The sequence below is a fragment of the Janthinobacterium sp. KBS0711 genome (assembly GCF_000988085.1).
GTDB classification, from domain to species: Bacteria; Pseudomonadota; Gammaproteobacteria; order Burkholderiales; family Burkholderiaceae_D; genus Janthinobacterium; species Janthinobacterium lividum_E.
This window is the reverse complement of record NZ_LBCO01000033.1, coordinates 757894-776430: the sequence shown is the minus strand read 5'-3', so window position 1 is coordinate 776430 and position 18537 is coordinate 757894. Positions and strand designations below refer to the sequence as shown.

The window sequence follows — 18537 nt, the reverse complement described above, 5'->3', positions numbered from 1 at the left end:
GCTCAATAGCTGCCTAATATACAAAATTATCGTGAATATAGTCAACAGGCAATATTTCTCGTTGAAACGAAAAAAAACCGCCGCAGCGGTTTTTTTTGAGTCGTCCGGCGCCTTACTTGGCAGGCTGCCAGCTGTCTTTCAGGGTGACGATGCGGTTGAAGACGGGCTTGCCAGGCTGGCTGTCGACGCGGTCAGCCGCGAAGTAGCCGTGGCGCTCGAACTGGAAGCGCTGTTCCGGCTGGGCCAGTTCCGCGCCCGGTTCCAGCCACGCTTGCACCACTTCCTTGGCCAGCGGATTCAGGGCCAGCTTGAAGTCCTTGCCGCCCGCGTCGGGCTGCGGGTCCGTAAACAGGCGGTCGTACAGGCGCACTTCGGCGGGAATCGCCGTCGGCGCGCTGACCCAGTGCATATTGCCCTTGACCTTGTAGTTGGCGCTGCCCTCCGTGCCCGACTTGCTGTCCGGGAAATAGGTGCAATGCACGGCGATGACCTTGCCGTCCGCATCCTTGTCAAAGCCCGTGCACTCGATCACGTAGCCATAGCGCAGGCGAACCTTGCTGCCCGGCTTGTCGTCAATCGGCGGATACAGGCGGAAATAGCCCTTGTTCGGCACTTCCATGAAGTCGTCTTCCTCGATCCACAGCTCGCGCGAGATGGGGAAGGTGCGCAAGCCGCGCTCGGGGAAGTGCGGGTGTACGGGCGCCGTGCATTCCACGCTTTCGCCTTCGGGGAAATTGTCGATGATCAGTTTCAACGGACGCAGCACGGCCACCGTACGCGGCGCCTTCGGGTCCAGGTCTTCGCGCAGGCAGCCTTCGAGCACGCTGTAGTCGATCCAGCCGTCCGATTTCGTCACGCCCGTGCGTTCGCACATCAATTGAATCGCTTCCGGCGTGTAGCCGCGGCGGCGCATGCCTACCAGGGTCGGCATGCGGGGGTCGTCCCAGCCGTCGACGATTTTTTCTTCCACCAGCTGGCGCAGCTTGCGCTTGCTGGTGACGATGTAGGTCAGGTTCAGGCGCGAGAATTCGTACTGGTGCGGCACCGGCTTGGCGAAGAAGCCGCCGGCCGACAGGGTTTCCAGCAGCCAGTCGTAGAACGGGCGGTGGTCCTGGAATTCCAGGGTGCAGATCGAATGCGTGATGTTTTCCAGCGCGTCCGAGATCGGGTGCGTGTAGTCGTACATCGGATAGATGCACCAGGCGTCGCCCGTGCGGTGGTGGTGCGCATGGCGGATGCGGTAGATGGCCGGGTCGCGCAAGTTCATGTTCGGCGAACTCATGGCATCTTCGCTCATCTTCGCGCGCAGGATGTGCTCGCCATCCTTGAACTGGCCCGCCTTCATGGCGCGGAACAGGGCCAGCGATTCGTCGCGCGGACGGTCGCGGAACGGCGAATTCTTGCCGGCCTGGCCGAAATTGCCGCGGTTGGCGGCCATGTCTTCGGCGCTCTGGCTGTCCACGTAGGCAAAGCCGGCCGTGATCAGGTACTCGGCCATGGCGTACAGCTGGTCGAAATAGTCGCTCGCGTAGTGCAGGTGGCTCTGGCCATCGGCCTGCTTCGGCTCCCAGTCAAAGCCCAGCCATTTCACGCTGTCCATGATGGTGTCGACGTATTCCTGCTCTTCCTTGGCCGGATTGGTATCGTCGAAGCGCAGGTTGCACTGGCCGGCGTAGTCGCGCGCCAGGCCGAAGTTGACGCAGATCGACTTGGCGTGGCCCACATGCAGGTAGCCGTTCGGCTCCGGCGGGAAACGCGTGATCACCTGGGGCAGGCCGGGACGCACGTGGGCGCCGGCAGCCAGGTCGGCTTCGATGATGTTACGCAAGAAATTGGGCGCCAGCGCTGGCGCGGCGGTATTCGGTTTATCGTTGCTCATTGATCAATGCGGAAGAGTGACAGTAAAAAGCATTTTACCGTACCGCAAGCGCTTTATAAGCACGTATTTACCCCCATTTCCCGGCATGCAAGCGACGCCGACGCCGTTCTATAGGATAATTCGCCTTTAATTAGTAGAAAAACGTGACCCCGGAGCCTTTTATGGAAAATTTATATAACGTCCTCGGTGTCGCGCCCAATGCCAGCGACGATGAAATCAAGAAGGTTTACCGTTCGCTGGCCATGCGCTTCCACCCCGACCGCAACCAGGCCCCTGGCGCCGAGGCGCGCTTCAAGAGCGTCACCAAGGCCTATGAAATCCTGGCCGACCCGGCCAAGCGCGCCGAATACGACCAGAGCGTGAACCACCGCATCATCATCGATCCGGAAGCGGAAGCCTATGCCCTGTGGTGCGGCGTGTTTCGTTTACATGGCACAGTATTACCTGCCGACTAAAACGATGCGGCCCGTATCAGTCGGCCCGAATTACTTGAAAAACAACAACAACGGCGCTTTTATCAGCGCCGCGCATCACATTGGAAAGCACAGCATGAGAAGAGTACACCCTGAATTCGCGTACCAGTCGCGCGAGCTGGAAGGCCAGATCGAAGGCATCCTCGGCGACCCGCCGAACCGCAAGAATTACAAAAGCATGGTCGACGCGTTGGTGGGCGAATACGCGAGCGGCGGCGGCATCGAAGACGTGAACATGCTGGCCTTCGCGCTGGTCGATCACATCACCTTCAGCGACCCGAAAGGCTTGCTGGCCGAAAGCGAAGACTACGAATTCGGCGATACGGCCCGCGTGTTTTCCATGGCCGCGTGCGCCGCGCCGGAAGCGGCCAAGATGTACGCCGCCATCGAAGAGAGCTTCCCCGACCTGGCGCGCCAGGCCATCATCACGGCTTTCCTGCACAAGAATCCGCGCCTGTGGGACGACGACGACCAGTCGCTCGACCAGCTGGCCGCCAATGACGACGGCGACGACGATCACGACGAAGACGAAGCCACCGACGATTTCGCCCAGATGTTTGACCAGGATGGAGATGACCATGGCCGATAACACGGAACAAAAGAGCAATCTTCCCGCGCTGACGAAACAGGTCACGGAATTGGTGCTGTCCGGTTCGCTGGGCCACGCCGAGCAGGCGTTTGCCGACGCGGCCGACCAGTATGGCGACCTGGCCGTGGTGGAAGTGCTGAGCGCGATCCCGCCACAGGTAACGGCCCTGCACCTGGCCGGTTTCGACGGCGGCAAGATGTCGCTGGCAACCTTGCTGGTGCCGCCGAAGGCGTGGGCCGACAGCCTGGCCTTCATCGCCGCCACGTGGAGCGACGACCAGATCGAGGATGATCCGGAACGCATCGCCGAAGCCCTGTTCGCGCACATCCACGGCGTGGTGTTTTCCACCGACGATGCCGAGCGCCGCCGGGAGCTGCTGCTGGAAGCGTCCGCCACCGACTGGGGCGCCACGGCGTTCGCCATCCTGTTCTCGATGGCGCCGAAGGAAATCCTCGAAGTGGCGGGCGAGATCGTCATCAAGGGACCGTACGTGACGGGCGTGACCTCGTCCGACAACGACGTCGTGCCGCTGGCCATCGAGCTGGCGCAAGCGAATGAAGACGGCTGGGACCGCTCGCTGTTCGAACTGTTCCCCGACTTCCGCCACAGCGCCGACCTGGCCGACGCGGAATACTCGGACGACCCGGACGAAGAACCGACCATGTTGCAGCGGAGCACCAAGGAATTGCTGTACCGCCTGCGCAAGCAAGTGCCGAGCACGCGCAGCGCGCCGCGCTCCAGCACGCGCCGCAGCCTGGGCACGGGCATTTTCTCGTAATGAAAGCAGGGAACGTCTAATGCTGCCAGCAATTGTTGTAGAGAATCTTCCGCGCCTCGTGCGCGCCATCAAACTGTTGCCGGGCGACCCGCGCGAGGACGCGGCCCTGAACCTGGCCGACGAATTGACGGGCATCACGGCCATGGTGGCCGAGAAGTTCACGAATGAACGCACGGCCGACGGCATCCAGAAAGCGCTGTACCTGACGGTGGGCGGCGTGTCCCTGGGCCTGGAACAGGCCGTCACGCATGAAGGCGACCAGGCCGCGCTCGATTTCCTCGTCGAGCACGGCGCCGAGCACGCGTTCCAGGTGGGCTTTCGCCTGATCAAGGAATTGTCGCAGTTGCCGGAAGACGCCCTCGTCGGCGAATACGACCAGGACCCCGTCTACCTGCAGCGGCGCTTGCGCGAGCTGTTCATCGATATTTGCCAGGCCGACCCGAACCAGAACTGGGCCGGCTATGAAAAGTATGCAGTGCAGTTGCAGCAGCGCAAGGAAGTGCAAGCCGTCGTGCGCCTGGCCGGCTGGCTGCGCCGCCACCATGACAACGGTCCCGTCAGCGACAGCGATTTGAATGCCGAGGGCGTCATCGCCCTGGCCATCATCTTCGCCATCGAAGGCGGCGGGCGCATCATCGCGCGCACGGGTCAAAAGGAGTTTGAACGCTTTGTGCGTTCCGTGCGCAAGAACAAGCCCGACTTCGAGGAAGGCTGGGCCGCCCTGGTGGCCAAGGTGCCCGTCCAGCACCACCCCGTGCTGCTCGACCGTATAGAGTCGTACCGCCTCAACTGCACCGTCGTGCATAAAATCCTCACGCGGGCCAGCATGAAGAGCCTGTTCGAGGACCTGGAAAATTATGCGGGTTCGGAACTGGACGCGGATTATTCGTGACGGCCAGTGTCGGATTACGGCCTGCGGCCTAATCCGACCTACGCCGACCTACGCCGACCTCATCGGCCTATTCTTTCTCTTCCATGGCCGCTTCCTCGGCCAGTTTGACAAACGCTGCCACCAGCGGCGACGTCTCTTCTTCCCGTTGTGCAAGCAATAAACTGGTGGTCGCCTGCGGGTCGGCGATCGGGCGGTAGCACACGCCATCCATGCGGATGCGGTCGAACGAAGAGGGCAGCACGGAAATGCCGCAGCCGGCCGCCACCAGGCCGATGATGGTCGACGCCTCGCCCGCTTCCTGCGCCACCTGGGGCACGAAGCCGGCCGCCTTGCACAGGCGGAAGATCTGCGGATAAATCCCCGTGCCCGCATCCTTGGGATACATGACAAAACCTTCGCCCGCCATGTCGGCAATGGCGATGGCGTCCTTGGCCGCCAGCGCGTGGGCGACAGGCAGCACGAGGAACAGCGGGTCCTGGCGCAGTTGCGTCAGCTTGATATCGGATGGATACGTCGTTTCCGGCGGGCGCACAAAACCCAGGTCCATCGTGCGGCCACTGATCGCTTCGAGCTGATGCAAGGTTGCCATTTCGTGCAGGGTCAAGGTGACGTGCGGAAACTGCTGGCGGTAGCGGTTGATGACGGTGGCGAAATACGGCGTGAACGGCGTGGAAAACGTAAAACCGATGCGCAATTCGCCCGCTTCGCCCCGCTGGGCCCGGCGCGCCGTGACGGCCGCCTGTTCCGACAGGGCCAGGATGCGCCGCGCATCGTCGAGAAACAGTGCGCCTGCTTGCGTCAGCCGCACGGAGCGCTTGTTGCGCTCGAACAACTGCGCGCCCAATTCCGCTTCCAGCGCCTGGATTTGCTGGCTCAGCGGCGGCTGGCCGATGTGCAGGCGCTCGGCCGCGCGCGTGAAGTGCAGCTCCTCGGCGACGGCGACAAAGTAACGCAGGTGGCGCAGTTCCATATTCAGTAATATTTTAAAAGTATGAGTTGGGCCTTGAATATATATTGGACGATATGAGTTGGCAATCCTAAGATGAAGACTCGCTTCCTCTTCGAAACATGGCCATGTCTGATTCATCGCTTGCTTTTGCCGCCGCCGCCACCCCGGCGCTGTCTCCTGTTCCTCCCGCCGCTCCTGTCGCTCCCGTGCCCCGTTCGGCAATCGCCAAAGGTACGGCGGAATTCAAGCGCAGCAACCGCGCCCTGTTCTTCGGCGGCTTTTCCACCTTCAGCCTCCTGTATTGCATCCAGCCCCTGTTCCCCTTGCTGTCGCACCAATTTCATCTGACGCCGGCGCAAAGCAGCTGGTCGCTCTCCGTGTCGAGCGGCTTGCTGGCCATTTCCTTGGTGCTGCTCAGCGCCGTCTCGGACCGGGTGGGCCGCAAGCCGCTGATGGTGGCGTCGATGTTTTCCGCCGCGATTTTGACCATCTTGTCCGCGTTCGCGCAGGATTATGCGCAGCTGCTGGCCATCCGCGCCGCGCTCGGCATCGCCCTGGGCGGCATGCCGGCCGTGGCCATGGCTTACCTGGGCGAGGAAATCGAGGGACCGTCCCTGGGCTTGTCGATGGGCTTGTATATTGCGGGCAGCGCCTTTGGCGGCATGTCGGGGCGCTTGATCGCTTCCATGCTCAGCGATTTCCTGTCGTGGCGCTGGGCTTTGGGCGTGCTGGGCGTGGCCGGCGTGCTGGCTGCGGCGGAATTCTGGCGCAGCCTGCCCGCATCGAAGAATTTCGTGCCTACAACCCGTGGCTGGAATGCCTTGCCGCACGCCATCAAGCAGCATTTTTCCGACCGGGGCTTGCCGTGGCTGTTCTGCCTGGCGTTCGTGCTGATGGGCTGTTTCGTCAGCCTGTATAACTACATCGGCTACCGTCTGCTGGCCGCGCCATTCGGCTTGCGCCAGAGCACGGTCGGCTTGCTGGCGTTTCTGTATCTGATCGGCATTTTCAGTTCCGTCTGGGCCGGTCGCCTGGTGGACCGCCTGGGACGCCGGGGCGTGCTGTGGATCATGCTATCGGTGATGTTGTCCGGCATTTTATTGACCCTGTTCGACTCGCTGCCGCTGATCGTCATCGGCATGGCGCTGGCCACGTTCGGCTTCTTTGCCTCGCACTCGATCGCCAGCAGCTGGGTCAGCCGCCGGGCCCGCGCGCCGCAGGCGCTGGCCTCGGCCTTTTACCTGCTGTTCTATTACCTGGGCTCGAGCCTGATCGGCTCCGCCTCGGGCATGATGTGGGGCTTCGACGGCTGGACGGGCGTCATCATCATGCTGGGCCTGTGCCTGGGCGGCGGCGTGCTGATCGCCTTGCGCCTGCGTCATCTGCAGCCGCTGGGCGCGCGCGAAGCGGTGGGCTGAGTCCTGCTATTTGGGGCACATGCCGATCATCGTTTCCCCCTGCTTGCCCGCGCGCGTGGTCACGCACAAGCTGCCCAGCGCGCTGGTGATTTTATACGTGCGGCTGCCCCTGGTCTCATTGGCACCGATTTCCTCGATCTTTGACGCCTCGTACCATTTCGGCGGCACGGCCGCGTAGGCTTCGGCAAAGCCCTGCTGCATGCGCTTGTAGCCCGTGTCGTCGAATTTCTCTCCGCCCCGCTGCGGAAATTCCTTGCGTAAATCCTTGTCGATCTTGCCCACGTCGCGCTTGGCTTGCGCCAGGATATCGGCCGCGCTCGGTGGCGGGACGAGCGTGATCGCTTCCGGCGTTGCCGGCGCCGGCTCGGCGGCGGGTGGCGGCAAGGGACGGCTGATGGGCACTGGCATTGGCAGGCGCGGCACTCTTGCGGTGGCTGGTTTGGCGCTGGGCAACGCTAGGGGTACTGGCTTGGACGGCGCAGGCGCGCTGTAGCGCAGCCAGGTGATGGCCGGGCCCTGCGGCAAGTTATCGTCCACGACGGCACGGGGCCGCGACTGCAAGACGATATACGCGAAGCCCAGGTGCAGCAGGACGATCAGCAACAGGCCTGGAGCGCGGCGGGGCAGGGACGGCAACGAGGTCATGGGTGGCGTGATGGTTCAGGTACGCCAATGTATCTGAAGGATTTGATCATTATCTAAAATGTCACAAGCGCTTACAAAAAAGTGCCGCGTGGAAATTTCGACGCCATGGCCATTGGCGGGGAACCCTGTGCCGGCTTGGCGATCCAACTCCCTACACTGTGGGAGGACACATCATGATGCAGGTAAAGGAAGTGGCACGGCGCTTTGGCGCCATCGAACACGCAATCGGCCAGGCGGCCCAGTTGTGCGGCCAGCAGCAGGGCATGCCGATGGATTTGAAGGATTGCATCAACCAGCTGGACCAGCAAAAGAGCGCCGTACGGCAAGCCATCGACACGCAGGACGATGCACGCATCCGGCAAGCCGTCGACCAGATGGAATCCTTGGGCGACCGCGCCAAACGGGCGTGCGGCACGGCGACCAGCGTGACGCCGGAAATGAAGAGCGCCGTGCTCAAGGTGCACGATGAGTTGTCTGATTTAAAGCACCAGATGCACTAAGCCTTGGCGCTTGAACGTTTTACATCTGGCGGAACAAATGCGCATATAAAGGGCTGACACGCAGTTGCGCCGGATGCTGGCGCAGGGTGAGCGACAGCTTGCCCGCCTCGTCGCGCACGGCCGTGGCGATGGCGCTGGCATTGACGATGATGCCCCGGTGGATTTGCCAGAATTGTTGCGGGTCCAGCTGGGGCAGCAACTCCTTCAGGCTCGTGCGTATCAGCGCTTCGCTGTCCTGGCACACGACGTTGATGTATTTGTCCAGCGCTTCGAAATACACGACGTCGGCCAGCGCGATCATGCGCACGCTGTTGCCGACGGCCGCCCGTATCATCTGCAGGCGCGGCGCGGGTGGCAGCATGGCTTGCAGCTGGCTCAGCAGGCGGGCCATGTTGTCGTCGTTGGCGGTTCCGGCTGCTGGCGCTGCCGTGGCGGTCGTCGCTGGCGCTGAGGTTGCTGTTGATGTTGCTGTTGCTGTAGCGGTGCCGTTGCCGCCGCCTTTGCCAACACCGCTGTCGCGCAAGCGTTGCTGCAGGCGTTCTACCGTCTTGCCCAGGCGCGCATCGTTGACGGGTTTTAAGACGTAGTCGGCGGCTGCGTGTTCGAAGGCGGCCAGCGCATATTCATCGTAGGCGGTGACAAACACGATGTGGGGAAATGGCACGCCGTCGGGCCACTGTTCCGCCAGTTCCTCGGCCGCTTCCAGGCCCGTCTTGCCTGGCATCTTGATGTCGAGAAAGAGGATGTCGGGCTGCAGCGCCAGGCCTTGGCGCAAGGCTTCCACGCCGTTGGGGCAGGTGGCAACGATGTCGAGTTCCGGCCACAGCCGCTGCAAGGCGTGCGCGAGGGCGGCGGCGAGTATGAGTTCATCTTCGGCGATCAGGGCGCGCGGGGTAGGGCTGGTCATGGCGTAGGGCTCGCGGTGGTGGAGTGAATGGGGAATTGAAGGCGGGCGACGACGCCTGCCGGCGTATTGGCGGCCAGCGACAGGCTGGCGGCATCGCCATGCATGCCGCGCAGGCGTTCGCGGATATTCGCCACGCCCAGCTGCGTGCCCTTGGTCTGGCCCGGATGGTCGAGGCCCAAGCCGTCGTCGCTGACGGTGAGCAGCAGCACGCCGCCATCCATGGACGCGTGCACGTGAATGTGGCCGCCTTCGATCTTTGGTTCCAGGCCATGCTGGATGGCGTTTTCCACCAGCGGCTGCAACAGCATGGGCGGCACCTTGATTTGGCGCAAGGATTCGGGCAAGTCCAAGGTAAAGCGCAGGCGCGCACCCATGCGTATCGACATCAGGCCCAGGTAGGCTTGCATCAGGGAAAATTCCTGCGCCAGGGTGGTGGACTCGGCGCGCGAGGACGAGAGGGTGGCGCGCAAGTACTGGATCAGCTGGTCGAGCAGCAGCTGGGCGCGGTCCGGGTCAAAGCTGATCAAGCCCTGCAGGTTGGCCAGGGTGTTGAACAGCATGTGCGGTTCGATCTGCGCCTGCAGCAACTGCAGTTGCGCCTGCATGGCCTGGCGCGCCACGGATTCGGCGCGGGCCTTTTCCTCGGCTGCCGCCATTTGCAGGCGGGCAATCTTTTCGCGGCTGGAGAAAAACAGCACGGCGCCGCCCGTGGCCAGCAGGGTGAATACGAGCGTACCCATCATTTGCGTGGGCAGCAGGTTTTCGAAGCCGCCCACGTCCACGCCCGTCAGCCAGCCAAACAGGAGCAAACCCAGCATTTGCGCCACGGGCACGGACAGCAGGATGATGAGCATGAAGGGCAGGAATCTGGGCCGTTGGCCTGCGCCCCATAAGGTCAGGCGCATGCCGTCGATCAGCAGGAAGGCGATCGTGCCGATGCACATCGAGGCGACCAGGTTTTGTCCAAAATGGCTGCCCGGATTGAGCATGAACGTGATGACCAGCGCGCAGATCACGTTCAGCACCATCGCATAGCGTGCGTCGAGCAGCATGCGGTAGTAGGGGAAGCGGCGCCTGGCGGAGGCATCGGCGAAAGGGGCGTCGGATTTCATGGAAGTGTCTGCTGGTAGCGATGGGGCATTGTGTGCCAGCGCAGGCCAGCGCGCAACAGGGCTGCGACGAAACGGGCCTGGCGCGCCGCCATTCTCACCGGCGCGTCGCCAAACGGGGGCGCTTTACTTTTCAGGATGGGCACGCGATAGTATGGCAAGACAGTCGTGCACTCATAGAATTGCTAAAGGAAATCCCATGTGGCCCTATCCACGCACCCTCGCGCACCGCGGCGGCGGCACCCTGGCGCCTGAAAATACCCTGGCCGCCCTGCGCTGCGGCCTGGCCTACGGCTACCGCGCCGTGGAATTCGACGTCATGCTGGCGTCCGACGGCGTACCCGTCGTCGTGCACGACCCCGAGCTGGGCCGCACCGTGGGCGGCAGCGGCCATATCAATGACTACACGGCCGCGCAGCTGGGCACGATGGAGGCGGGCGCCTGGTTCGGCCCCGCATTCGCCGGCGAAGGCGTGCCCACGTTCGAGGCCGTGGCGGCATATTGCAAGGCGCAGCGCATCTGGATGAATATCGAGATCAAGCCGGCCCCCGGCTTCGATGTGCCCACGGGCGAGACGGTGGCGCAGGCCACGCGAGACTATTTTGCAGAGGAAATCGCGGCTGGCGAATTACTGCCGCTGCTGTCGTCGTTCAGCATCACGGCACTGGAAGCGGCGCGCCAGGCGGCCCCGCAACTGGCGCGCGGCTGGCTGGTCGAAGCGATACCTTCTGATTGGGCGAAAAAAGCAAAGGAACTGGGCGTGGTGACCATCCATTGCGACCACCAGCAACTGACGCCGGAACTGGCGCGAGAGGTCAAGGAGGCGGGATACGGGCTGTTCTGCTACACCGTCAACACGCCGGAGCGGGCCAGCGAGCTGCAGGCATGGGGCGTGGATGGGTTTTGTACGGACAGGATAGATATTATTCCATCCATGGCGTAGGCCGGATTAGGCGCGCAGCGCCGTAATCCGACAACATTGTTGGCGCCGCTGGTGTTGTCGGCTTACGCGCTTGCGCGCTAAGCCGACCTACGTTTCAAGCAGCTTAGAAAGTCACGCGCATGCCTACTGTCAAATTACGTCCCATCAACGGCGCCGCATTCTTGATGAACGAGGTGTGGCTGTACGCCAGTTCATTCGTCAGGTTGTTCGCCTTGATGTAGAACTGGGCTGGCGTCGTGCCGATGCGCGTGTCGTAGTTGGCGGAGAGGTTGAGCATGTTGTAGCCCGGCGTTGCCGTTTCGAACGCTGCCACTTTATCCTGCTTGCCCACGCGGTAGAACTCGGCCACGCCGCTCCACGCCTGCCAGTTGGCGTCGAACTTCACGCCGACGCGCTGGGCCGGGATGCGCGGCAGATTGCCACCGCCGTCGGCCAGCTTGGCCCGCACGTAGTCGCCGAACACGCTGGCGCCGAACATGGGGTTCAATTGCTGGCGGATCTGCCCTTCCACGCCCGTAAACGTGGCGTCGCGCTGGGCGTACTGGATCAGCTGGAAGCCTTCGTGGCTGTCCAGGGTGGAGCCGAAGATGTAGTTGTCGACCTTGTTGCGGTAGGCGCTGGCCGAGAACGTCGTGGCGCCCGCATATTTGCGCAAGGTCAAATCGATATTGTTCGACGTTTCCTTGCCCAGGTTTTGATTGCCCAGCTCATACGTGGCCGTGGCCATGTGCACGCCGTGCGCATACAGTTCCTCGGCGCTGGGCAAACGGTGCGTGCGCGAAATGGTCGAGCCGAGCGAATACTGCGGCGCGAATTTCCACACGGCGCCCAGGGAGACCGACGTGCCCTTGGCGCTGCGGTCCTGCAAGGTGGCGCTGTCGACCGTGATGTCTTGCCATTCGTGGCGCAAGCCCGCTTCGAAGCGCCATTGGTCGAGCTTGTATTCCTCGACCAGGAAGGCCGCGTGTTTCTTCGTGACCGTCGGCGCCACATAGGCTTCCTCGCCCAAGGCGGAGAAATCGCGTTTCGACGTTTGCAGGCCGACGACGCCGCGCCAGCCGAAGACGGGATGGTGTTCCATTTCCAAGCGCGCGTCGTGGCCCTTGTTCTTGAAGGTGGTGGCGATTTCCGTGCCTTCGATTTCATCGTGCTTGTAATCGGTGAACGAAGCGCGCAGGCGCAGCTTGGCGAAGCCGGGCACGGGATCGCGCAATTCGCCGCGCACGTCCCAGCGTTCGCTCTTCAGTTTCACGTAGGGAACGGCACCATCTTCGTGGTCGTGCTCATGTTCCTCTTCATCACCGTGGTCGTGGCCTTCGTGGCCGCCGCAATGCAGGTGCGTGCCGTGCGGGTGGCAGCTTTCGAATTCGTGGTTGTGGCCGGGCAAGCCGTATTCCGCATGCTGGCTGGTGAAGGCCAGGCCCAGGAAGCCGCGCGATCCCACCCACGACACACCCACGCTGCCCGTGTCCGTCTTGTTGTAGCTGCCGCCTACTTTCGAGCCGCCTTCCCAGCCGCTGCCGACCTTGTATTCCTTTGCGTCGCGCTTGACGCCTTCCGCGTGGAAGGCGATGTTGCCGGAGCCGCCAGTCACTTCAAAGGCGCCCGCCTTTTCGCGCGCTGCCGAGTTGGCGCGCACTTCCGCACTGCCTTCGAAGCCTTTCGCGGGCACGCGCGTGGGGATTTTCTTGTCGATCACATTGACGACGCCGCCGACGGCGCCGCCGCCATACGCGAGCGCGGACGGGCCGCGCAAGACTTCGATCTGTTCCGACAGCATCGGTTCGGCCGCGACGGCATGGTCGGGGCTGATGGTCGATGCATCCTGCACTTCGGCGCCATCGGACAGCACCTTGACGCGCGGGCCATCCATGCCGCGGATGATGGGGCGGCTGGCGCCGGCGCCGAAATGGCTGGATGTGATCCCGGGCTGGCCAGCGAGGGTTTCGCCTAGCGTCGCCGCCCTTGCCAGCACCAGTGCCTCGCCTTCCAGTACGGTGACGGGCGTGCTCATGTCGTCGCTGCCCAGGGCCAGTGCGCTGGCCGAGACGGTGACGGCGGGCAAGGTTGTCGCCTGCTGCGCCAGTGCGCTGGCGGGAGCGGCAAATGCCAGCATGATGGCCAGCGCGAGGGGAGTGGGTTGGTGAGGACGGACGGACATGGGCAAAAGTTCCTTATCGGCTATCGGTGTTGGCAGGGTTGGGGCAGCGCGTGAAAGGAAATAGCCTGCCCTAAGATGATAATGATAACCCATTATCATTACTGTGTGACAGTTTTTCCGGGCGGTAGATACAGGCGGATGGTGTATTCTGTTGGCTATGGAACGCACAACACGTCAAAAAACCGCTATTCAAGCCGCCATCGAGTCGGCCCAGCGCCCCTTGTCGGCGCAGGAAATTCTCGAACAGGCCAGCTTGCAGGTGACGCAGCTGGGCATTGCCACCGTTTACCGCAATTTAAAATCGCTGGTGCTGGAAGAAAAAGTGCACGTGGTGACCTTGCCGGGTGAAAACCCGCGCTACGAGTCGAACACGGCCGCCAATCACCACCACCACCATTTCCAGTGCACCACGTGCCAGCGCGTGTTCGACGTGCATGATTGCCCGGGTGACTTGAAGCGCATGGCACCGCAAGGCTTTGTCGTCGAGCGCCACGAGCTGACCCTGTACGGCCGCTGCGCCGACTGCAATGCGGCCGCCGGCGCCAGTGTGGCTGGCACAGCACCGCACGCCTGCGCCAGCCACCACGACCCGGCCTGAGCGGGCCGGCCGTCGATGTTGGCACGGGCGCAACAATGCCCTGGCCAGCCGTCATTGCCGCACCCCATATCACGTATAATCTTCCCTTTAAAGCTGCCGCCACTCTTTGCCAAAAAAACATGAAATCAACTGAAATCCGCGACAAGTTCCTCAAATTTTTCGAGTCCAAGGGCCATTCCATCGTCCGTTCCAGCTCCCTGGTGCCAGGCAACGATCCGACCTTGCTGTTGACGAACAGCGGCATGGTGCAATTCAAGGATGTGTTTACGGGCACGGACAGCCGTCCCTACACGCGCGCCACCTCGGTGCAGCGCTGCGTGCGCGCCGGCGGCAAGCACAACGATCTGGAAAACGTCGGCTACACGGCGCGCCACCACACCTTCTTTGAAATGCTGGGCAACTTCAGCTTCGGCGACTATTTCAAGCGCGACGCGATTCAATACGCGTGGGAACTGCTGACCAAGGTCTATGGCTTGCCGGCTGACAAGCTGACCGTCACCGTCTACATCGAAGATGACGAAGCCTACGATATTTGGGCGAAAGAAATCGGCGTGCCGCTTGATCGCATCATCCGCATCGGCGACAACAAGGGCTCGCGCTACGCATCGGATAATTTCTGGCAGATGGCTGACACGGGCCCATGCGGTCCATGCACGGAAATCTTCTACGACCATGGCGCCGACATTCCTGGCGGCCCGCCGGGTTCGCCTGACGAAGATGGCGACCGCTTCATTGAAATCTGGAACCTCGTGTTCATGCAGTTCAATCGCGACGAAGCGGGCGTCATGCACAAGCTGCCGAAGCCATGCGTCGACACGGGCATGGGCATGGAGCGCCTGGCCGCCGTGCTGCAGCACGTGCATTCGAACTATGAAATCGACCTGTTCCAGCATCTGATCCGCGCCGCCGCGCGCGAAACGGGCGCCACGGACCTGGAAAACAAGTCGCTGCGCGTGATCGCCGACCACATCCGCGCCGCCGCCTTCATGATCGTCGACGGCATCATTCCGGGCAGCGAAGGCCGTGCGTACGTCCTGCGCCGCATCATCCGCCGCGCCTTGCGCCATGGCCACAAGCTGGGCCAGACGAAACCGTTCTTCTACAAGCTGGTGGCCGATCTGGCCATCGAGATGGGCGGCGCCTATCCCGAGCTGGAAGAAGCGAAAGACAACGTCGCCAACATGCTCAAAGCCGAGGAAGAGCGTTTCGGCGAAACCCTGGAAACGGGCATGAAAGTGCTGGAAGCGCAGCTGGCCAAGGATGCCACCGGCATTGACGGCGCCACCGCTTTTACCTTGTACGAAACCTACGGCTTCCCGCCGGACCTGACGGCCGATATCTGCCGCGAACGCAATATCACGTTCGACCAGGCCGGCTATGACGCGGCCCTGAAGGAAAGCCAGGAACTGTCGCGCAAGGGCGGCAAGACGCACAAGGACAGCAAGGTCGAGTACACGGGCGAGAAAAACACCTTCGTCGGCTACGATCAATTGACGTTCAGCGGCAAGGTCGTCGCGCTGTATGCGGCCGGCACGCAGGTAGTTGAACTGAAAGCGGGCCAGGAAGGCATCGTCGTGCTCGACACGACGCCGTTCTACGCGGAATCGGGCGGCCAGGTGGGCGACCAGGGCGTGATCGCCTCGGGCGCGGGCAGCTTTGCCGTCAGCGACACGCTGAAAATCCAGGCTGACGTGTTCGGTCATCACGGCGTGCTCGAATCGGGCGTGCTGAAGGTGGGCGACGCCGTCTCGGCGCAAGTCGATACGGCCAAGCGCGCACGCACGATCCGCAACCACTCGGCCACGCACTTGATGCACAAGGCCTTGCGCGAAGTGCTGGGCAGCCACGTGGCGCAAAAGGGTTCGCTGGTCGACCCGGACAAAACCCGTTTCGACTTCAGCCACAGTGCGCCGATGACTGCCGAGCAGATCGCCGCCGTGGAAACCATCGTCAACAAAGAGATCCTGGAAAACCGCGCCACGCAAGCCCATCTGATGTCGTTTGACGATGCCGTCAAGCATGGCGCAATGGCCCTGTTCGGCGAGAAATATGGCGACGAAGTGCGCGTGCTCGACATCGGCAGCTCGAAAGAGCTGTGCGGCGGCGTCCACGTGCAGCGCACGGGCGACATCGGCCTGTTCAAGATCATCGGCGAAAGCGGTGTTGCCGCCGGTATCCGCCGCGTGGAAGCGGTGACGGGCGAGGGCGCGCTGGCGCTGGTGCAAACCATTAACCGCCGCCTGGTCGAAGCGGCCAATGCCCTGAAGGCGCAGCCGGAAGAACTGACTGCCCGCATCGGCCAGGTGCAGGACCACGTCAAGGCGCTGGAGAAGGAACTGGCTGCGCTGAAATCGAAACTGGCTTCGGGCCAGGGCGATGAACTGGTCACGCAAGCCGTCGATGTCAATGGCATCAAGGTGCTCGCGGCCGTGCTGGACGGCGCCGACGTGGCCCGTTTGCGCGAAACCATGGACAAGCTGAAGGACAAGCTGAAAACGGCCGCCATCGTGCTGGCCAGCGTGACGGACGGCAAGGTCAGCCTGATCGCCGGCGTGACGGCGGACGCGACTTCCAAGGTCAAAGCGGGCGAGCTGGTGAACTTCGTTGCACAGCAAGTGGGCGGAAAAGGCGGCGGACGCCCCGATATGGCGCAGGCCGGCGGTACCGATCCGAGCGGTCTGGCGAACGCCCTGGCTGGCGTGCCGGCCTGGGTCGGCGAGCGCGCGAAATAAAGCGTAAGCTAGCAGGCATGCGGGGTTTTCGCCCCACAGCCCCTTGAAAACGGCCCGCAGACGGTGTTTGCGGGCCGTTTTGCCGTGTGGAATCTCGTTGTGACACCACAACAGCCGATGAACTATTTTGGTGCAGCGCGTCAATGCCCCTGATTTAGAGTAGTATGTCGAAAATCAGTACAACAAAACAATGGTGGGATATTGATGATGAGCGACACACTACTTGATACCGAGATTATGGAATTTCACAAAGAACTCGACGCGCGGGGCTTGAATTGCCCGTTGCCGATTCTGAAGGCGAAAAAGGCTTTGTCAGAGCTGCAGAGCGGGGAAGTGCTGCGCATCATGGCAACCGATCCCGGTTCCGTGCGCGACTTCCAGGCTTTCGCCAAGCAAACGGGCAATGCCTTGCTGTCGCATGTGCAGACGGGCACCGAATTCGTCTTCCTGATGCAACGCAAATAATTCTGCCAGCCGGGGCCGCCGTGGCGCGGCCTGGTTTTCCTTCCCGAGCCAGCCCTTTTGCTGCCCTGCAGCGTAGCGGCGGATACCCCTGAAATCCCCGAAGCTGGACAGTTTAGATGGATTGCTCTAACAAAAAATCGCACGATCGTGCTTAAATTCGGTTCAAGATTCAAATTTCTCTTATAATCGAACGCACAATCAGCACTTGATCCGTCATTTTTATAATTTCCCAAAGGCATAGCTATGAAAGTCTTGGTACCCGTCAAACGCGTGGTCGACTATAACGTCAAAGTCCGCGTAAAGAGTGACGGCACTGGCGTCGATACCGCCAACGTCAAAATGTCGATGAACCCTTTCGATGAGATCGCGCTGGAAGAAGCGATGCGCCTGAAAGAAGCCGGCAAGGTCACTGAAGTGGTCGCCATCTCCTGCGGCGTGACGCAGTGCCAGGAAACCCTGCGCACGGCCATGGCCATCGGCGCCGACCGCGGCATCCTGGTGGAAACGACGACCGAACTGGAACCGCTGGCCGTGGCCAAGCTGGTGAAATCCCTGGCCGAGAAAGAACAGCCGCAACTGATCATCCTGGGCAAGCAAGCCATCGATGACGACAGCAACCAGACCGGCCAGATGCTGGCAGCCCTGCTGGGTTGGCCGCAAGCCACGTTCGCTTCGAAAGTCGTGCTGGAAGACGGCAAAGTCACCGTCACCCGCGAAGTCGATGGCGGCCTGGAAACCCTGGCATTGACCTTGCCAGCGATCATCACCACCGACCTGCGTTTGAACGAGCCACGCTATGTGACCTTGCCGAACATCATGAAGGCAAAGAAAAAGCCGCTCGAGACCGTCAAGCCGGAAGACCTGGGCGTCGACGTTGCGCCACGCCTGAAGACCCTGAAAGTCGTCGAGCCAGCCAAGCGCTCGGCCGGCATCAAGGTCCCGGACGTCGCTACCCTGGTCGCCAAGCTGCGTACCGAAGCCAAAGTCATCTAAGCGGCTTTGCCGTCACTCCAGAACAATTACAGGACATATCATGGTCGCATTAGTTATTGCTGAACACGACAACGCTACCTTAAAGGGCAGCACCCACCACACCGTGACCGCGGCTGCCCAGTGCGGCGGCGACGTGCACGTACTGGTCGCAGGTTCGAACGCATCGGCCGCTGCCGCTGCCGCCGCGCAAATCGCCGGCGTGACGAAAGTCATCGTGGCCGACGCGCCGTACTTTGCCGACGGCCTGGCCGAAAACGTGGCCGAGCAAGTGCTGGCCATCGCCGGCAACTACAGCCACATCCTGGCGCCAGCCACCGCCTACGGCAAGAACATCCTGCCGCGCGTGGCCGCCAAACTTGACGTGGCGCAAATCTCGGAAATCACCAAGGTCGATTCCCCTGACACCTTCGAGCGCCCGATCTACGCCGGTAACGCGATTGCCACCGTGCAATCTGGCGACAAGATCAAGGTCATCACCGTGCGCACCACCGGTTTCGACGCGGCTG

General features: G+C 62.2%; 17 protein-coding genes and 1 pseudogene. 12 read left to right on the top strand and 6 right to left on the bottom strand.

Annotated features, from left to right (window positions below):
• Positions 1-112: 112 nt before the first annotated feature.
• Positions 113-1879, bottom strand: a complete 1767-nt coding sequence (locus VM94_RS22115; protein WP_046685339.1) for a glutamine--tRNA ligase/YqeY domain fusion protein — start codon at positions 1877-1879, stop codon at positions 113-115.
• Between the two features lie 161 nt (positions 1880-2040).
• On the opposite strand from VM94_RS22115, the gene VM94_RS22110 reads away from it, so the two are divergent.
• The 4 genes from VM94_RS22110 (at position 2041) to VM94_RS22095 (ending at position 4611) form a co-directional block, all read left to right on the top strand.
• Positions 2041-2334 (top strand): DnaJ domain-containing protein, encoded by a 294-nt coding sequence (locus VM94_RS22110; protein ID WP_010395442.1) that lies wholly within the window; start codon positions 2041-2043, stop codon positions 2332-2334.
• 94 nt (positions 2335-2428) lie between these two features.
• Positions 2429-2941: a hypothetical protein gene (locus tag VM94_RS22105; protein ID WP_035828715.1), complete on the top strand. Its 513-nt coding sequence runs from the start codon at positions 2429-2431 to the stop codon at positions 2939-2941.
• The gene (locus tag VM94_RS22100) at positions 2931-3719 is read left to right on the top strand and encodes a hypothetical protein (RefSeq protein WP_046685338.1); all 789 of its coding nucleotides are present in this window, start codon (positions 2931-2933) and stop codon (positions 3717-3719) included. Before VM94_RS22105 ends, VM94_RS22100 begins: the two co-directional genes overlap by 11 nt.
• A 19-nt stretch (positions 3720-3738) precedes the next feature.
• On the top strand, positions 3739-4611 hold the full coding sequence (locus tag VM94_RS22095) for a hypothetical protein (protein WP_046685337.1): 873 nt from the start codon (positions 3739-3741) through the stop codon (positions 4609-4611).
• Between the two features lie 67 nt (positions 4612-4678).
• Here the strand turns inward: VM94_RS22095 and VM94_RS22090 are convergent, their stop codons facing one another.
• Complete coding sequence (locus VM94_RS22090) at positions 4679-5581, bottom strand: LysR substrate-binding domain-containing protein (protein WP_046685336.1); 903 nt, start codon at positions 5579-5581, stop codon at positions 4679-4681.
• A gap of 104 nt (positions 5582-5685) precedes the next feature.
• On the opposite strand from VM94_RS22090, the gene VM94_RS22085 reads away from it, so the two are divergent.
• The gene (locus tag VM94_RS22085; protein ID WP_082127875.1) at positions 5686-6978 is read left to right on the top strand and encodes an MFS transporter; all 1293 of its coding nucleotides are present in this window, start codon (positions 5686-5688) and stop codon (positions 6976-6978) included.
• 6 nt (positions 6979-6984) lie between these two features.
• On the opposite strand, the gene VM94_RS22080 is transcribed toward VM94_RS22085, so the two are convergent.
• Positions 6985-7623 carry a hypothetical protein gene (locus VM94_RS22080; RefSeq protein ID WP_046685335.1) on the bottom strand — a complete coding sequence of 213 codons (639 nt, stop codon included), beginning with the start codon at positions 7621-7623 and terminating at the stop codon, positions 6985-6987.
• 173 nt (positions 7624-7796) lie between these two features.
• Between VM94_RS22080 and VM94_RS22075 the strand changes: the two genes are divergently transcribed.
• Positions 7797-8123 (top strand): hypothetical protein, encoded by a 327-nt coding sequence (locus tag VM94_RS22075; protein WP_034759909.1) that lies wholly within the window; start codon positions 7797-7799, stop codon positions 8121-8123.
• 19 nt (positions 8124-8142) lie between these two features.
• On the opposite strand, the gene VM94_RS22070 is transcribed toward VM94_RS22075, so the two are convergent.
• Entirely contained in the window at positions 8143-9030 is an 888-nt protein-coding gene (locus VM94_RS22070) for a LytR/AlgR family response regulator transcription factor (protein WP_046685334.1), read from the bottom strand.
• The gene (locus VM94_RS22065) at positions 9027-10142 is read right to left on the bottom strand and encodes a sensor histidine kinase (protein WP_052755882.1); all 1116 of its coding nucleotides are present in this window, start codon (positions 10140-10142) and stop codon (positions 9027-9029) included. The genes VM94_RS22070 and VM94_RS22065 overlap by 4 nt, the downstream gene beginning before the upstream one ends.
• 196 nt (positions 10143-10338) lie before the next feature.
• On the opposite strand from VM94_RS22065, the gene ugpQ reads away from it, so the two are divergent.
• Positions 10339-11082, top strand: a complete 744-nt coding sequence (gene ugpQ, locus VM94_RS22060; protein ID WP_046685333.1) for a glycerophosphodiester phosphodiesterase — start codon at positions 10339-10341, stop codon at positions 11080-11082.
• 103 nt (positions 11083-11185) lie between these two features.
• On the opposite strand, the gene VM94_RS22055 is transcribed toward ugpQ, so the two are convergent.
• Positions 11186-13243, bottom strand: coding sequence for a TonB-dependent receptor domain-containing protein (locus VM94_RS22055; protein ID WP_046685332.1), 2058 nt, complete (start codon positions 13241-13243; stop codon positions 11186-11188).
• A gap of 157 nt (positions 13244-13400) precedes the next feature.
• Here VM94_RS22055 and VM94_RS22050 point away from each other — a divergent pair, with 157 nt between their 5' ends.
• The 5 genes and pseudogenes from VM94_RS22050 to VM94_RS29235 all read left to right on the top strand — a co-directional run.
• The gene (locus VM94_RS22050) at positions 13401-13841 is read left to right on the top strand and encodes a Fur family transcriptional regulator (RefSeq protein WP_046685331.1); all 441 of its coding nucleotides are present in this window, start codon (positions 13401-13403) and stop codon (positions 13839-13841) included.
• Between the two features lie 119 nt (positions 13842-13960).
• Positions 13961-16573: an alanine--tRNA ligase gene (gene alaS / locus VM94_RS22045; protein WP_046685330.1), complete on the top strand. Its 2613-nt coding sequence runs from the start codon at positions 13961-13963 to the stop codon at positions 16571-16573.
• A 237-nt stretch (positions 16574-16810) separates the two neighbouring features.
• Positions 16811-17038 carry a sulfurtransferase TusA family protein gene (locus VM94_RS22040; protein WP_010395510.1) on the top strand — a complete coding sequence of 76 codons (228 nt, stop codon included), beginning with the start codon at positions 16811-16813 and terminating at the stop codon, positions 17036-17038.
• A gap of 243 nt (positions 17039-17281) precedes the next feature.
• Positions 17282-18031 carry an electron transfer flavoprotein subunit beta/FixA family protein gene (locus VM94_RS22035; RefSeq protein ID WP_034759884.1) on the top strand — a complete coding sequence of 250 codons (750 nt, stop codon included), beginning with the start codon at positions 17282-17284 and terminating at the stop codon, positions 18029-18031.
• Between the two features lie 40 nt (positions 18032-18071).
• Positions 18072-18537 (top strand): annotated as a pseudogene (locus VM94_RS29235) (electron transfer flavoprotein subunit alpha/FixB family protein); the annotation flags it as partial.

Coding starts and splice junctions, on each gene's coding strand:
- VM94_RS22115 (WP_046685339.1), bottom strand. CDS start 1,879: ATGAGCAACGATAAACCGAATACCGCCGCGCCAGCGCTGGCGCCCAAT.
- VM94_RS22110 (WP_010395442.1), top strand. CDS start 2,041: ATGGAAAATTTATATAACGTCCTCGGTGTCGCGCCCAATGCCAGCGAC.
- VM94_RS22105 (WP_035828715.1), top strand. CDS start 2,429: ATGAGAAGAGTACACCCTGAATTCGCGTACCAGTCGCGCGAGCTGGAA.
- VM94_RS22100 (WP_046685338.1), top strand. CDS start 2,931: ATGGCCGATAACACGGAACAAAAGAGCAATCTTCCCGCGCTGACGAAA.
- VM94_RS22095 (WP_046685337.1), top strand. CDS start 3,739: ATGCTGCCAGCAATTGTTGTAGAGAATCTTCCGCGCCTCGTGCGCGCC.
- VM94_RS22090 (WP_046685336.1), bottom strand. CDS start 5,581: ATGGAACTGCGCCACCTGCGTTACTTTGTCGCCGTCGCCGAGGAGCTG.
- VM94_RS22085 (WP_082127875.1), top strand. CDS start 5,686: ATGTCTGATTCATCGCTTGCTTTTGCCGCCGCCGCCACCCCGGCGCTG.
- VM94_RS22080 (WP_046685335.1), bottom strand. CDS start 7,623: ATGACCTCGTTGCCGTCCCTGCCCCGCCGCGCTCCAGGCCTGTTGCTG.
- VM94_RS22075 (WP_034759909.1), top strand. CDS start 7,797: ATGATGCAGGTAAAGGAAGTGGCACGGCGCTTTGGCGCCATCGAACAC.
- VM94_RS22070 (WP_046685334.1), bottom strand. CDS start 9,030: ATGACCAGCCCTACCCCGCGCGCCCTGATCGCCGAAGATGAACTCATA.
- VM94_RS22065 (WP_052755882.1), bottom strand. CDS start 10,142: ATGAAATCCGACGCCCCTTTCGCCGATGCCTCCGCCAGGCGCCGCTTC.
- ugpQ (WP_046685333.1), top strand. CDS start 10,339: ATGTGGCCCTATCCACGCACCCTCGCGCACCGCGGCGGCGGCACCCTG.
- VM94_RS22055 (WP_046685332.1), bottom strand. CDS start 13,243: ATGTCCGTCCGTCCTCACCAACCCACTCCCCTCGCGCTGGCCATCATG.
- VM94_RS22050 (WP_046685331.1), top strand. CDS start 13,401: ATGGAACGCACAACACGTCAAAAAACCGCTATTCAAGCCGCCATCGAG.
- alaS (WP_046685330.1), top strand. CDS start 13,961: ATGAAATCAACTGAAATCCGCGACAAGTTCCTCAAATTTTTCGAGTCC.
- VM94_RS22040 (WP_010395510.1), top strand. CDS start 16,811: ATGGAATTTCACAAAGAACTCGACGCGCGGGGCTTGAATTGCCCGTTG.
- VM94_RS22035 (WP_034759884.1), top strand. CDS start 17,282: ATGAAAGTCTTGGTACCCGTCAAACGCGTGGTCGACTATAACGTCAAA.